Source organism: Neptuniibacter sp. QD48_11, from assembly GCF_047778095.1.
Taxonomy (GTDB): domain Bacteria; phylum Pseudomonadota; class Gammaproteobacteria; order Pseudomonadales; family Balneatricaceae; genus Neptuniibacter.
This window is the reverse complement of sequence record NZ_CP180551.1, coordinates 554,200-568,684: the sequence shown is the minus strand read 5'-3', so window position 1 is coordinate 568,684 and position 14,485 is coordinate 554,200. Positions and strand designations below refer to the sequence as shown.

9 protein-coding genes are annotated in these 14,485 nt (G+C 43.5%); 7 read left to right on the top strand and 2 right to left on the bottom strand.

The window, feature by feature from the left end:
• Positions 1 to 107: 107 nt before the first annotated feature.
• Positions 108 to 2,465, bottom strand: a complete 2,358-nt coding sequence (locus ACMXYU_RS02445; protein ID WP_415900035.1) for an efflux RND transporter permease subunit — start codon at positions 2,463 to 2,465, stop codon at positions 108 to 110.
• Positions 2,458 to 3,540, bottom strand: coding sequence for a WD40/YVTN/BNR-like repeat-containing protein (locus ACMXYU_RS02440; RefSeq protein ID WP_415900034.1), 1,083 nt, complete (start codon positions 3,538 to 3,540; stop codon positions 2,458 to 2,460). The genes ACMXYU_RS02445 and ACMXYU_RS02440 overlap by 8 nt, the downstream gene beginning before the upstream one ends.
• A gap of 329 nt (positions 3,541 to 3,869) precedes the next feature.
• Between ACMXYU_RS02440 and ACMXYU_RS02435 the strand changes: the two genes are divergently transcribed.
• The 7 genes from ACMXYU_RS02435 (at position 3,870) to ACMXYU_RS02405 (ending at position 14,428) form a co-directional block, all read left to right on the top strand.
• A complete protein-coding gene (locus ACMXYU_RS02435; RefSeq protein ID WP_415900033.1) occupies positions 3,870 to 4,994 on the top strand; it encodes a substrate-binding domain-containing protein in 1,125 nt (374 codons plus the stop codon).
• A 3-nt stretch (positions 4,995 to 4,997) separates the two neighbouring features.
• On the top strand, positions 4,998 to 8,048 hold the full coding sequence (locus ACMXYU_RS02430) for an EAL domain-containing protein (protein WP_415900032.1): 3,051 nt from the start codon (positions 4,998 to 5,000) through the stop codon (positions 8,046 to 8,048).
• Between the two features lie 285 nt (positions 8,049 to 8,333).
• The gene (locus ACMXYU_RS02425) at positions 8,334 to 9,893 is read left to right on the top strand and encodes a PAS domain-containing methyl-accepting chemotaxis protein (protein ID WP_415900031.1); all 1,560 of its coding nucleotides are present in this window, start codon (positions 8,334 to 8,336) and stop codon (positions 9,891 to 9,893) included.
• A 357-nt stretch (positions 9,894 to 10,250) separates the two neighbouring features.
• Positions 10,251 to 10,787, top strand: a complete 537-nt coding sequence (gene ftnA / locus ACMXYU_RS02420; protein ID WP_415900030.1) for a non-heme ferritin — start codon at positions 10,251 to 10,253, stop codon at positions 10,785 to 10,787.
• Positions 10,788 to 10,941: 154 nt separating this feature from the next.
• Positions 10,942 to 11,163, top strand: coding sequence for a hypothetical protein (locus ACMXYU_RS02415; protein WP_415890185.1), 222 nt, complete (start codon positions 10,942 to 10,944; stop codon positions 11,161 to 11,163).
• An 83-nt stretch (positions 11,164 to 11,246) separates the two neighbouring features.
• Complete coding sequence (locus tag ACMXYU_RS02410) at positions 11,247 to 12,614, top strand: sigma-54 interaction domain-containing protein (RefSeq protein ID WP_415900029.1); 1,368 nt, start codon at positions 11,247 to 11,249, stop codon at positions 12,612 to 12,614.
• A 161-nt stretch (positions 12,615 to 12,775) separates the two neighbouring features.
• The gene (locus ACMXYU_RS02405) at positions 12,776 to 14,428 is read left to right on the top strand and encodes an acyl CoA:acetate/3-ketoacid CoA transferase (RefSeq protein WP_415900028.1); all 1,653 of its coding nucleotides are present in this window, start codon (positions 12,776 to 12,778) and stop codon (positions 14,426 to 14,428) included.
• Positions 14,429 to 14,485: the final 57 nt, after the last annotated feature.

Below are 14,485 nucleotides of genomic sequence, written 5' to 3'. Positions count from 1 at the left end.
ACCGCATAACCGGCAATAAAAATCCGCCTATTTGCCGCTATCGCGGCAAAAGCCATACAAAAAGCATTCAATAATAAGGGTCATATGCGGCAACTATTGAAAAGCAATTAAGCCCGCGCACTATCTTTTTCAGGGTGGAGCAAACAAGCTAACGCAGGCAACAGGATCAACGCACCCAGCATATTCCAAATAAACATAAAGGTTAGAAGAATCCCCATATCTGCTTGGAATTTAATTGGTGAAAGCGTCCATAGCACTACTCCAATCGCAAGGGTTAAACCGGTGAAAGCAACTGATTTGCCTGTACTTTGCAAAGTTTCTAGATAAGCCTTGGACAATGAATGACCTTGTTTGAGAAAGGTCTGCATTTTGGAATAGATATAGATACCATAATCAACGCCTATACCTACACCTAAAGCAATCACGGGCAGGGTCGCCACCTTAACACCGATACCCAAATGAGCCATTAACGCCTGACAAAGCACTGATGTTAACGCCAAAGGCGCAATAATACAGACAACTGTTCTTATAGACCTAAACGTTAGCAAGCAAAGTAAACTGACTACTGAGTAAACCCAAATCAGCATCTCATATTGGGCTGTCTCAATGACTTCGTTGGTTGCAGCCTCAAAACCGGCCTTGCCTGCAGCCATTTTGAATTGGATATCCTCAGTTCCGTATTCTGCAGCAAAGCTATCGACTGCCGCTGTTACATCTTTGAGCGTTTGAGCCTTATGATCATCCAAGAACACAATCACTGGCAGTAAAGAACAGTTAGAGTTCATTAAACCTGCTGGTACATGAGAAAGTGAGGCATTAATAACGTATTGGTTACGTAGTACTGTCCGCCACTTTAGACTGCCCTCATTAAGCCCCGCGGTTACACGTTCAGATACGTCAACTAAAGAAATACTGGATTGAACACCTTTAATGGATCGCAGATAGAACTGAAATCTATCCACAACCTCTAAGGTTTTGTAATGACTACACTGCTCCTCTTGTGTAGTGACCATCACCACAAACACATCACTGGATGTCGAGTAATTGGAGGTTACAAACTGATTATCCAAGTTATAACGAGAGTCAGCACGAAGCTCTGGTGCTCCTGCATCAAGATCTCCTATTTGTAGATCCTTACTGCCATACAAACCTAACACCAACATAATGCAAGCAGTCGTTACCGCGATCGTTGCACCTATTGGGCGTGAAAAAAAGCTTAGGTAGTGCCAATATGAACTTTCCGATTCAATACTTCGTTTAGCTTTTGTTATCGCTCGCTTACCTACCCCAACGTAACTCATAAGTAATGGCAATAGCATCAGGTTAGTCAGCACAATAACTGCAACTCCCAGAGAAGCTGCAACCGCCAGATCTTGAATTACCTCAATCTCTATCACCATCAAAGTGATAAACCCGATTCCGTCAGAAATTAGCGCAGTAATACCTGGAATATAGATCGCTTTAAAAGCATGTCGTGCCGCAACCAGCTTACTCGAGCCTTTAGTCGCCGATTCTAAAGTGATCGTATTTACAATCTGCACACCATGACTAACCGCTATGGCGAACACCAAAAACGGCACCAACATCGAATAGGGATCGATACCATATCCAAGCAGATTGAGTAGACCTAGCTGCCAAATAACCGCAGCCAGAGAGCAAACCAGCGGAACGATGGTACCCATCACACTACCAGAATAGAGATAAAGCAATAGCAACGTAACAACTATGGCCACAGCAAAGAACAACGCAACTTCGGTAGCACCATCGATTAGGTCGCCAACAATTTTGGCGAACCCTGTCATATGGATATCGATTTGGTCCGAGCTGTATTTATCTCGTACTAGCGTTTCGAGTTGCTCGGAGAAAGCTTGGTAATCTAGTTTTTCACCCGTTTCTGGATGTAAATCAAATAGAGGAACCTGCACCATAGCGGATTTGAAATCATTACCCACCAGAATGCCAACTTGCCCCGAACGTAAGATATTCGTTCTTACCTGCTCTAAGCTTTCACTAGAACCGTCATACTTGGCTGGAATTACAGGTCCACCGACAAACCCGTCTTCGGTCACTTCCGTCCAACGTACATTTGGCGTCCAGATAGACTTGAGCGATGATCGGTCGACCCCTGGGATAAAAAACAGCTCGTCCGTTACCTGCTTGAGAGTGGTCTGAAATTCAGGTGTAAAAATATCACCCTCTTTTGCGGCAACAACCACACGAATACTGTTACCAAGGCCCGCTAAGTCATCACGATACTCAATATAGTTTTCCACATATGGATGTGAAGCCGGGATCATTTTCACAAAACTAGCATCAGGGCGAACTTGAGATGCTTGCCAGGCAAGTAGCGCTGTAATCACTATAAAAATCAGCAACAATACTTTGCGATAGCTAAATAGAAGTGTTTCAGCTAATTGTTCACTAGTGTTAATCGGCCATAAAAGAAGAGCAGATAGCTTATTCATTTTCAGCACGCCCCTGTATAGCGATCTTTGTTACGCCGGCCTCACCGACTGCTATTAGCTGATCATCGACATGTACAACCGCCGAATAACTTAGCAAACCTCGTTTAGAGAAAGCTTCATACCCGCTTGTCGTCTTGTGTAAAAGCGCCCCACCTTGACCTACAAGGTAGACCTTCCCACCCGCTTCCACTGCGTCATTAATTGTCGATTTAACCGGAAGCTCTATTGTTTCCCAAACATCGGCTTTAACTCTCATCAGAGCATTGCCTCTGAGCCCCATTAGAAAAAGGTTTTCACTTTCCACCATGGCAAAGAAAGAACCATCGTAAGGCACAACCACGCTTTCCCAGCTCAATCCGTTGTCCTTACTTTTAAGTAGTAAACCCGCTTCACCTAGCACAAACAGTTCATCTTGCTTTGTGTAGAACAGTCGGTTCAAATGCAGGCTTTCAGGATTAGGAAGTGTATGGCCTGCATAGTGCCAATTTGCACCCGCATCTTTTGTTTCAATCAAAAGACCATAAGCACCAACAGCAAAACCTTTTTGGGAATCAATAAATAAAACATCTAATAGAGGAGAACTAGCCCCCTCTTCTTTAGCAAACTGAGCGTCTTCTAATTGGTATTCAAGGGTTTCAATATCTATTGGATCAACGTCACTTTGCTTGGATAGTTCAGAGAGAGAAGTTTCAATTGCTTTAACTCGCATGCCGTTGAGCTGGTTGCCATCCAAAACCAACTGCCAATTAGAACCAGCATCCTCGCTCGAGAGCATTACACCGTCATGCCCTACTGCCCAACCACGCTTATTATTTAAGAAGTGTACGGCCGTCAACATTGCGCTTACAGGCACTATTGCTTGTTGCCATTTATCACCTTCATCATCGGAGGTGATAATCACACCTTGCTCACCTACAGCAACCAGCCTTTGATCAGCTGCGTCTATATCAAGCAGTAGACTTTTATCCAAGCGATCTTGCTCTAAAGCCGGGAGTATTAATCTATCTGCTTTAACCAAACCTACATTTAACAAGAGCGCTATACTAAGAAGCGCTGTTGGAAATCGTTTTAGCATGTAAAACCCAATTATTATTTTTGTCGGGAAGATCTGAGCAGCTTGCTATAAAGCCAGCAATTGCTCAATAACATCCACCCGCACATTTACTAACAATAATAGTCAGCAATTTCATAGTCTCTGGCAATCAATGTTAGAAAAGGTGATCTGATCACAGCGATCAAAAACACTTAAAACTGGTAATTCAGGCTTTTACTAATATACAGAACCATTATTATAAACAAGCAGTTACATACAAAATTTATTACATATTTATGACATGGCGCATATTCAAACAAAAACTTACATGCTAGGTTAAACCTACGTTTGTAGTAGGGTTAAAAATCAATATGTTCAAACCTTTTCGTAACTTCTTCGTGCATATTGCAACGATTCTATTTGCCAGCGGCCTTTGGGTAAGCGTAGCAGCCGATGACAACAGCCAATATATTCGTGTATCTGACTACTTAACAGCGCACCCAGAACAACGTCTAAAGATGCAGGCTTTTTCTAAGATTGTGCGCGAAGAAGCCTCCCCTATAGACACAACCAATGAAAAACCGATCAAAATTGCGATCATCTATCCTGCAGAACAATCTTCAGACTACTGGCGTAGAAGCGTAAGCACCCTTGAAAAGCGCTTATCCGAACTTAATGTTTCATATGAGATCAACAGCTATTTTTCTCGACCTACAGTTGATATTTCATTGCAGAGTGAGCAACTCAATAGCGCCATTGCTTGGGAACCTGATTATTTAATCTACACACTTGATGCTCTTCGCCATCAAGCGATGATCGAGAGGATCTTGCTGCGCGGAAAACCGAAATTAATTCTGCAGAACATCACAACTCCACTACAGCAATGGCAGCAACTAAAACCTTTCCTCTATACAGGTTTTGATCACGAGAAAGGAACTCAGTTACTTGCCGATCAGATGCTAGAACAACACTCTAAAGGCAAATACTCCATGCTCTATTTCTCGCGTGGATATGTAAGCAAAATGCGTGGAGATACATTTACTCAACAAGCAGTAAACAACGCCGACTTAAAGTTGGTAAGCAGTTACTATACTAAAGGAAACAGTGAAATAGCATACAAAGCAACACTAGCGACCCTAGAAAAAACCCCAGATTTAAATATGATTTTTGCCTGCTCAACCGATATCGCTTTAGGTGCGATAAGAGCATTAGACGAAAAAAACCTAATCAATCAAGTAACACTGAATGGTTGGGGCGGTGGCGATCGGGAGATTGAAGCACTATTAGAAGGTAAATTAGACCTCACTGTTATGCGAATGAATGACGACAGTAGTGTCGCTATGGCTGAGGCTATAAAGATGGATATTTCAGGCCAAAGTAGTAGTGTGCCTCACATCTATTCAGGCGATATTGTTTTATTGAGCAAAGGCACAGACAAGGATGAGATCGAGCAACTAAAGAAAAGAGCTTTTCGCTACAGTAGTCACGGGCAGTAATCAGTGAAAAAAGTTAAGTTTTCAACCGCTATCTTATCCATTGTACTCTGTGCACTCACAGTTATCGCTTTGGTATTACTCATACCTGCGTATCAAGGTTCACAACGAGCACTGTTGGAAGAGATTAACTTATCTCATTCCCGCAATCAGACGGTTCTTCAACAATTCTTCTATAAATACTTAAAAGCGGCAGCCTTTAACGCCGAGCAGATTAGCCAACGAGACATTCTAAAAACCGGCATAGAAAACCAGCATCAAAAAGACCTAAACAAATTTTTGCAACAGCAGCTAGCTGGACAAACAGGTGAAAGCATCCATGCATTTGTGCTGGAAACCCAACAAGGCAATCATTACGAATTTATCAATACCTCGCTTCTAGGTATGCAGCTGAACCTGAGTGAATTAACCAAAGAATTTATCCCAAATCGCAGCTGGAAAGTACAATCAGTATCACATGACACAGCTACGCCACTGCACCTCATGCGAATTACCTTTCCAATCATCAGTGATGACTTGGGCGAGGTAATAGGAACACTACATTCATTTATTCTGTTAAATGATCACTTTAAATTACTCAGCGAGATTCAAAGTTTAACGGGTGCAGAATCAGTTGCGCTGTATTTCAACCAACAAGTCACATCTAGCTTAGCACTCACACCTAAGCTTCTATCAGTACTCCAGCAGTCAAAACCAGATACTCTGTTTGAGGTATTCGAGGACGATAGGATCATCCACCACTATCAGCTCTCTTTTAATACACAACAACAATTAAAAGTTGTAGCCACACTGCCAAACTCTTCGATCCTTGCTCTAGAACTGGCGTATACAAAAGATTTGGGTATGGCGATTACAGCAGCACTGATCATCGGATTACTAACTGTGTTAGCGATATCACGACTGACAAAAACATCACTCGTGCGTTTAGTTCAATATGCTGAAGACATGGCGATCAATCGTGATGCCGAACCTTTTAAACCGGGTCACTTCTCCGAATTTAACCTGCTGGGTAAAACTTTAGAGCATATGGTTGGCCGAATAAGTGAGCACGAACAGCAACTCAATGGCATTATCACTAATACACCCAACATCATCTTTATAAAAGGTGCTGATCTACGCTACCAGATGATCAGCCCTAATTATTATGATCTGATTAAAGACACATCAATAAAAGTGATTGGTAAAACCGACCATGAACTCTATTCTCCTAAGCATGCTGAAATACTTAAAAGTAGCGATTTAGAAGTTATTCGAACAAGTACACCTATCCAAATCGAATACACTGGAGCCACAGAACTAGGCCGTCGAAATTACCTAAGTACCAAGTTCCCTCTCTTTGATGAATCGGGAAATGTCTACGCCATCGGAGGAATCGTAACTGATGTTACCGATCTCAAACATGCACAAAGCCATATTCAACTGGCTGGACAAATATTCGATCAAGCCGATGAAGCAATCTTGGTCATCGACACTCATCTAAAAATGGTGACCAGCAATAGCGCCTGCCATCAACTGTGCGGCTCTGACGATCTCACTATCAACCAATTTAGTCGTAGGTTCTTCGCAGAACACCCAGATATACGCCACAGTCTAAAACAAGATAAACGCTGGCAAGGTGAAACACAGATACGTAGGCCAAATGGGCAAGCGTTCCCTGCATGGCTGTCTGTTAGCAACCTATACACAGAAGATAATGAAGAACGCTTTGTTCTAATCTTTTCTGATATCAGCGCTAAAAAAGAAGCCGAAAATAAGCTTGAAAAACTATCTCACTATGATGGCTTAACTGGATTACCTAATCGTAGTCTGTTCTTTGATCGTTTAAACTCTGCTATCGCCCGGTCCAATCGTGAAAAGAGCCAAATAGGCCTACTGTTTATCAATATTGATCGTTTCAAAAACATCAATGACACCTATGGGCACGCTGCCGGTGACGAATTACTTAAAGCTACCGCCAACCGTATTTCCGGTTTCATAAGACCTGATGACACCGTATCACGCTTAGGCGGGGATGAGTTTGGTGTAATTTTACAAAGCATTGATAACGTCGACACAGTGAGTCATATATCCCATAGAATCATTGAATCATTAAGAACACCTTTCCAGCTCGATAATTTCATGAGTAACGCTCCGGTAAGTATAGGTATCGCTCTTTACCCTGATGACGGCAAGGATGCAAAAGAGCTGCTAACCAACGCTGATACCGCGATGTATCACATGAAAGAAAAAGGCAGGAACGGCATTCTCTTCTATGACCAAGAGGTCAACCAAAAAGCTGAAGCGCAAACTCGCTTAGAAGAAGATCTTCGTCTCGCCTTGCATAACCAAGATATCTTTTTGGTTTACCAACCTCGTTTCCATATCAATGGTAAAGATATTCTGAGCGCCGAAGCACTGGCTCGTTGGAACCACCCTGAAAAAGGAATGATTCCTCCAGGGCAATTTATCGAATTAGCAGAGCAAACCGGCCTAATTGTCGAACTTGGAAGAGAAATTCTAAACCTAGCCTGCCACGCAGCAAAAGCTTGGAATCTGAATCCTGCTAGGCCTATGCCGGTATCTGTCAATCTATCAGCACGACAGATTTATGATCCAAACCTAATTGATGATATCAAAGGCGCACTTATAGACAGCGACCTTGCACCGTCACTGCTAGAACTTGAGATTACCGAAACACTCGCAATTGATGACCTAGACAAAGTTATCAACAAGCTTCAGCAAATATGTGACCTTGGTGTCAGCTTATCTGTGGATGACTTTGGCACTGGATACTCATCTCTTATCTATCTAAAACGTCTACCGGTAAGCACCGTTAAAATTGACCGATCCTTTGTCACTGGCGTACCCGGTGATACAGATGATGAAAATATCATCGCTGCAATCATATCTATGTCCCATTCACTGCAATTGAAAGTTGTTGCCGAAGGGGTAGAAACTCAAGAGCAACTGAGCTTTTTGAAGGATCATCAATGCGATGAAATTCAAGGCTTCTTACTCGGTAAGCCCGATAGCAGCACCCGCCTCTTAGAGTACGCACAGAAATCCCTAACCAGTTGATTCCATTACCAATATAAAAGCCCCAGCACTCGACTAAATAACCATATTTATTTTCAGAGTATCCATTGCAGGGAGGCGAAAGCCATGGAAGAATACCGACCGTTCAGTCCGAGCACTATAAAAACTTATATTTTGTAAGTGAATTTCATGCAAATGTCATTTGGATGAATATACTTAGATAGGAAGCAGACAAACATCTGCTGTGGTTCTGCACGGAAGAATAAGTACTACACGGGATAGAGAGATCCCCGTCCAGAATAAACCGGAATTAAACTGGAGACAGATATGGCTTCTGTTCACACAACAGATCGGGAACACGTGTATCCCGATAATGTTCGCCTTATTTCTACAACCGATACTCGCGGTATCATCACTTATGCCAACCCGGAATTCTGCCAAGTCGCTGGATACACACAAGAAGAACTAATCGGCAAACCTCATTGCTTAGTTCGACACCCTGATATGCCTGCGGCCGCTTTTGAAGATTTATGGAACCATATCAAAGACGACCAGCCTTGGATGGGGATGGTAAAAAACCGTTGTAAAAATGGTGATTACTACTGGGTTCAAGCTTATGTAATGCCACTATACGATAACAATGGCACTAAAACTGGCTATCAATCGGTCCGAACTCGCCCAAGCCAAGAACAGATTCAACGTGCTGAACAAGTTTATGGAAAGATTCGCAAATCACCACCAAAATCAGTTAAAACAACAAGCCTTGCGGCTCGAATTATAAGCATTACCGGTTTGATGGGGGCGAGTATGTTGGCCCTAAACTTTGCACCGATCTCTGAGCTATACCAATCCATCGCGATGTTAACGGTGCTGGCTGCTGGACTATATACGCTATTTGCCAGTACTCGGGGTCTAAAAAAGATCTCATCCACCACAGATGAGATCTATAGCAACCCATTAGCGCAATTAGTGATGACAGAAAATATGCATGAGCAAGGTTCTGTTGATCTAGCCACCCGCATGATGCGCGCACGTTTGCGGACAGTTATCGGCCGAGTCGAGGACAGTATTGAGACCTTAGGCGAGGTAATGAACGAAACAGATGCTGCCATTAATCAAACTACAGCGGGCATTCAGCAGCAAAACAGTGAGAGCGACATGCTTGCCAGCGCAGCTACTCAAATGTCTGCAACAGCTCATGAAATCGCGCAAAACACTGCACAAACCTCTCAGGCAACGCAAAAAGCATCAGACCTTGCAAACAACGGCAAAGAGAATATTGATGTCATGCTTGAAAGCATCACCGAGCTTGTTAGAGATGTTGAACAAGCATCAGAATCTTCTGATGAGCTAAAACATCAAGCTTCTTCAATCGAGCAAATCGTTAACATTATCAATGATATTGCAGAGCAGACTAATCTGTTGGCTTTGAATGCCGCGATTGAAGCAGCCCGCGCAGGTGATCAAGGCCGTGGATTTGCTGTAGTAGCTGACGAAGTACGTACTCTAGCTCAGCGCACACAAACCTCCACCAGCGAAATCAGAAGCACAATTGAAGCGATTCAAAAGCAAGTTGCCGTGACTGCCGACACTATGCAGCGCTGCTCCGAACAAGCCCAAAAAGGAATTCATTTGGCTAATGATGCTAGCCAATCATTTGATTCCGTATCAGAAGCTATGCTAGAAGTCTCTGATCGTTGCATTCAAGTTGCGAGTGCTTCCGAACAACAAAGTTCCGTATCTGATGAGATCAATCACAACATTCTAAATATCCGTGATATTGCCAGCAGCAATATGACCGCTGCAGAGCAAACCAATAATGCCAGCAATAATCTGCATAAGTTGGTAACCGACCTACGTTCCATGATGAAGACCTTTTCGGTTTAATCCACACAGAAAAAATCCTTTTGAGGCCCTAGCTTAGCTAGGGCCAAACCATAGATTTCTAAACGTTTCTACCGACCTTTCGGTCAGATATAATGTCGGATTGTATAGACTAGTAGCCATTTCACATTTAATATTGATTATCATTAGCAAAATTTTTACAGCCCCATTCTGAATGAGCAAATCTAAAACCTTATGTAAGTTTAGTAAGAGCGATATAGAGCATCACTTCTCTGAGATTGCCAAACATACCCGTTCAAGCACTTACCTATGTCGCAAATGCGCTCGTTCTGCCAATAGTAAAAAATGGCTGTGTAAACCTGTTGCGATGTGACGTAACCAATTAGTAAGGATTTACCTATGCTTAGCCCAGCAATGCTTGAAAAGCTAAACGAACAGATCAATCTAGAATTTTTCTCATCCAACCTTTACCTACAAATGGGTGCATGGGCAGAGTCTAAAGGTTATGAAGGCTGTGCTGAATTCCTTTACAAGCACGCTGATGAAGAGATGTCTCACATGAAACGTCTGTTCACTTACGTTAACGAAACCGGTGCGATGGCGCTGATTGGCACTATTGAAGCCCCTGAAGCAGAGTTCGAATCTATCCGTGATCTATTCGAGAAAGTTTACGAACACGAATGCCTAGTGACCAGCAAGATCAACGAATTAGCGCACACCGCTTTTACAAATCAGGACTACTCAACTTTTAGCTTCCTGCAATGGTATGTTGCTGAACAGCACGAAGAAGAAAAGCTGTTCAATGGCATCCTAGATAAAATCAAAATCATTGGCGAAGATGGCAAAGGTTTATTCTTTATCGATAAGGAGATCGGTGAACTAGCCAAAAATGGTGATGGCGGTAGCATTATGGCCAGCACAGAAGAAGCCATCTAATCTTTATATTTCAATAAGTTATATAAGCACCTTAAAATCGGACAATAAACAAGCAGAAAAACCTGCTGTTTTTTATATTTTTTATTAAAGAATATGATTTATTGTCCGATATTTAACCGAAAGTAGCCTCTCATGCCTAGCAAGGAGATATAGCATGAACACTGATTGCAAGTATTGCTTTGAGTTAGTTAAAAACGGGAAGGAACACCCACAGCTAAAAACGGTTAGTGATTTAGGTAACTCTCAGATCTGCAAATGCGGTAACTGCGGTGCCATGTTAATGAGCACAGCAGACAACTGGGAGATCGTGATCAAGGGTTCTGTTGCTCGACATCATAAAAAGCGCGCGAAAGAAGCCAAAGAAAAAGTTGCTTAGCAGCGTCCCAAGCCAAATTTTACTTGGCAGCCCAGATAGTTACGCGTAGTTTTGTCATAGAAACTTAAACACGATTGGTTCCTATGCATTCACTTCGCCAGCTGATTGAGCAAGATAATAATCACAACTTATTCGATCTACTCTCCAGTCTTTGCCAAGGCTCTATTGCAGTCGATGAAAAAGCATCCATTCTCTGGATGAACGATGCTTATCGTAAGCTCGTTGCTATTCCAGAAGAGATCGATCCAATTGGCTGTAATGTAGAAGAATTAATCCCCACGACTCAACTGCCCCGAGTCATTAAAAGCGGCAAACCTTCCTTTGTCGATCTGATGCAGATTAACAACCGCTGGTGTGTTGTTACCCGCCTTCCTATCAAGAATTCAGAAAATGAGATTATCGGCGCTATTGGTTTTATTTTTTACGACGACTTAGACAGCCTTCAACCATTGTTCGACAAATTTGCTCGCCTGCAGCGTAAATTTGAAGATGAGAAAATCATCCGCCCAAGCCGCTACGCTTTGGACGACATGATCGGTAATGCGCCGAAGACACAGCAACTTCGTCGCCAAGCACTAAGAGCATCACAACTCGACACTACCTTGCTTTTATTAGGCGAAACCGGGACGGGAAAAGAGCTTTTAGCTCAAGGCATCCACCATGCTTCCACACGGCGCAGCGGACCTTTTGTCGGCATTAATATGGGTGCACTACCCGAATCGCTTGCCGAAGCTGAACTGTTTGGCACCGCTCCCGGTGCTTATACCGGCGCAGATAGAAAGGCACGCAAAGGCAAAGTCCAGCTAGCTGAAGGTGGTACTCTATTTCTTGATGAGATTGCAGAGATGCCTCTCTCCATGCAGGCAAAACTTCTTCGAGTCCTACAGGAACGTGAAGTAGAAGCCCTGGGCTCCAACCGCCTTGAGAAAGTGGATGTACGTATCATCGCTGCAACCGCAAAAGATCTTCGCAACCAAGTAGAGCAAGGTTTATTTCGAGAAGACCTCTACTATCGATTGAACGTCTTACCGATCAACCTACCGCCACTAAGAGAGCGAATCCAAGATATTCCACTGCTATCCGAACACATGTTGAGCGAAATTCAGCGTCAATCGCAGCTACCTGAACTACCTCTGTCACAGTCAGCCCTAGAATGGCTACAAAGCTACAGCTGGCCTGGTAATATCCGTGAACTGCGAAATCGCCTAGAACGAGGCTGTGTTATGGCTGAAGGCTCTTCAATAGAAGCGCCTGATTTAGGCGCAAATGAAGAACAGCCCCATCAAAGAAACCCTTTAACTAATCTCAAAAGCTATCGTAAAGAGCACGAGCGTTCAGCTATTGAAGAAGCGATACAGCAATGCAATGGCAATAAAACAGCTGCGGCTAAACTGCTAGGTATCTCTAGAGCAAGTCTTTATCAACGCCTAAGAGACGGGAAAAGCGTCTAAAAAATTAGACATAAAAAACACGCTGTCTATTTTTACAGACACTTATCTATATTCCATCCACCAAAAAAACAAATAAACCATTGTTTTTAAACAATATTTAAAACATGGCCCCTGCCTTGCTGTAAACACACGAATTAAAAATAACAAAAATGGTATTCAGGATGTCTCAAAATAAGCTGATCTCAGCCGATCAAGCGGCAGCATTAATTCAATCAAATGACACCATAGTGACAGGCGGCTTTATCGGCATCGGCTTTGCTGAAACTCTCGCAAAAGCGATCGAAAAACGATTTCTAGATCAAGGTACACCCAACAATCTCAGCCTGCTTTATGCGGCCGGCCAAGGCGATGCCCAAACTCGCGGCCTAAATCACTTTGCTCATGAAGGGATGATAAAGCGAGTCATCGGTGGACATTGGGGCTTAGCACCGGCGCTAGGAAAAATGGCGATCGATAATAAAATTGAGGCATATAATCTCCCTCAAGGGGTTATCTGTCACATGTTCCGTGATATTGCTGCAGGTAAACCAGGCACGCTCACACGGGTAGGCTTGCACACCTTTGTAGACCCACGTTTTGAAGGTGGCAAAGTAAATAGCCGTACAGAAGAGCAACTGGTACAGCTACTTGATCTTAACGGTGAAGAAGCGCTTCTATATAAACACTGCCAGCCTAATATTGCCCTGCTACGAGGTACTACTGCAGATAGTAAAGGCAATATATCCATGGAACGCGAAGCTCTGCCTTTAGATGCCTTAGCGATTGCGCAAGCCGTTAAAAACAGTGGCGGTAAGGTACTAGTACAAGTTGAACGTGTTACTGCGCAGCATAACCTAACTCCAGATAGAATCCGTATCCCGGGTATTTTGGTCGACCATATCATTCAGGCCCATGCTGAAGACCACCCTCAAACATTTGCCGAAGTCTATAACCCAGCCTACAGCGGCGAAATTACGCTACCGGCTCAAGCAAGCAAGCCTGTTCCTTTAGACGCCAGAAAAGTCATTGCACGTCGCGCGCTGATGGAGCTGAAAAATAGTGCCGTCGTCAATCTTGGTATTGGCATGCCAGAAACAGTAGCAGCCGTTGCCGCTGAAGAAGGAAAGATAGAAGATTTCACTCTTACCGTTGAGCCTGGCGGCATCGGCGGCCAACCCGCTAGCGGACTAAGCTTTGGCGCAACAAGTAATGCCGAAGCAGTTGTAGACCAACCTGCTCAGTTTGATTTCTATGATGGCGGCGGTTTAGACCAAGCCTTTTTAGGCTTAGCTGAAACCTGCCCAGAAGGTCACGTTAACGTTAGTAAATTCGGCCCCAAACTCGCTGGTGCGGGCGGATTTATCAACATCACCCAAAACACTAAAGACGTTTATTTTCTGGGCACATTCACCTCAGGCAAACAACTATTGGAAGTGCACGAGCACGGCTTAAAAGTGATAGAGAACGGGCCTCTTAAGAAATTTAAAAAGGCTGTTCAACAAATCACATTTAATGGCAGTTACGCCATGCAATGCCAACAACGAGTAACCTTCATCACTGAACGTGCGGTATTCAAACTCACGCCAAAAGGCCTTTTACTAACCGAGATTGCTCCAGGTATCGATCTGCAGAAGGATGTACTGGATCAGATGGAGTTTATGCCGTTAATTGATGATCACTTAACTCCGATGGATGAGCGCCTATTCCGTGAAAGCCCAATGCGCTTAAATCAACCCGGTAGCAGACCGATGCAGCAGATGCGGGCATTAATGAAGAACGTCCTTCAACCGCAAAAGCCGGTCCCACAACCGTCAAAGATGTATTCAATTTCGTAAGATCGTCCTTTTATCATCCAGCAATAAGATAGGGGAAGGTACACAACGTACTGACCC

Excerpts from the sequence above, each read along its gene's own strand:
- ACMXYU_RS02445 (WP_415900035.1), bottom strand. The coding sequence starts at position 2,465 with ATGAATAAGCTATCTGCTCTTCTTTTATGGCCGATTAACACTAGTGAA.
- ACMXYU_RS02440 (WP_415900034.1), bottom strand. The coding sequence starts at position 3,540 with ATGCTAAAACGATTTCCAACAGCGCTTCTTAGTATAGCGCTCTTGTTA.
- ACMXYU_RS02435 (WP_415900033.1), top strand. The coding sequence starts at position 3,870 with ATGTTCAAACCTTTTCGTAACTTCTTCGTGCATATTGCAACGATTCTA.
- ACMXYU_RS02425 (WP_415900031.1), top strand. The coding sequence starts at position 8,334 with ATGGCTTCTGTTCACACAACAGATCGGGAACACGTGTATCCCGATAAT.
- ftnA (WP_415900030.1), top strand. The coding sequence starts at position 10,251 with ATGCTTAGCCCAGCAATGCTTGAAAAGCTAAACGAACAGATCAATCTA.
- ACMXYU_RS02415 (WP_415890185.1), top strand. The coding sequence starts at position 10,942 with ATGAACACTGATTGCAAGTATTGCTTTGAGTTAGTTAAAAACGGGAAG.
- ACMXYU_RS02410 (WP_415900029.1), top strand. The coding sequence starts at position 11,247 with ATGCATTCACTTCGCCAGCTGATTGAGCAAGATAATAATCACAACTTA.
- ACMXYU_RS02405 (WP_415900028.1), top strand. The coding sequence starts at position 12,776 with ATGTCTCAAAATAAGCTGATCTCAGCCGATCAAGCGGCAGCATTAATT.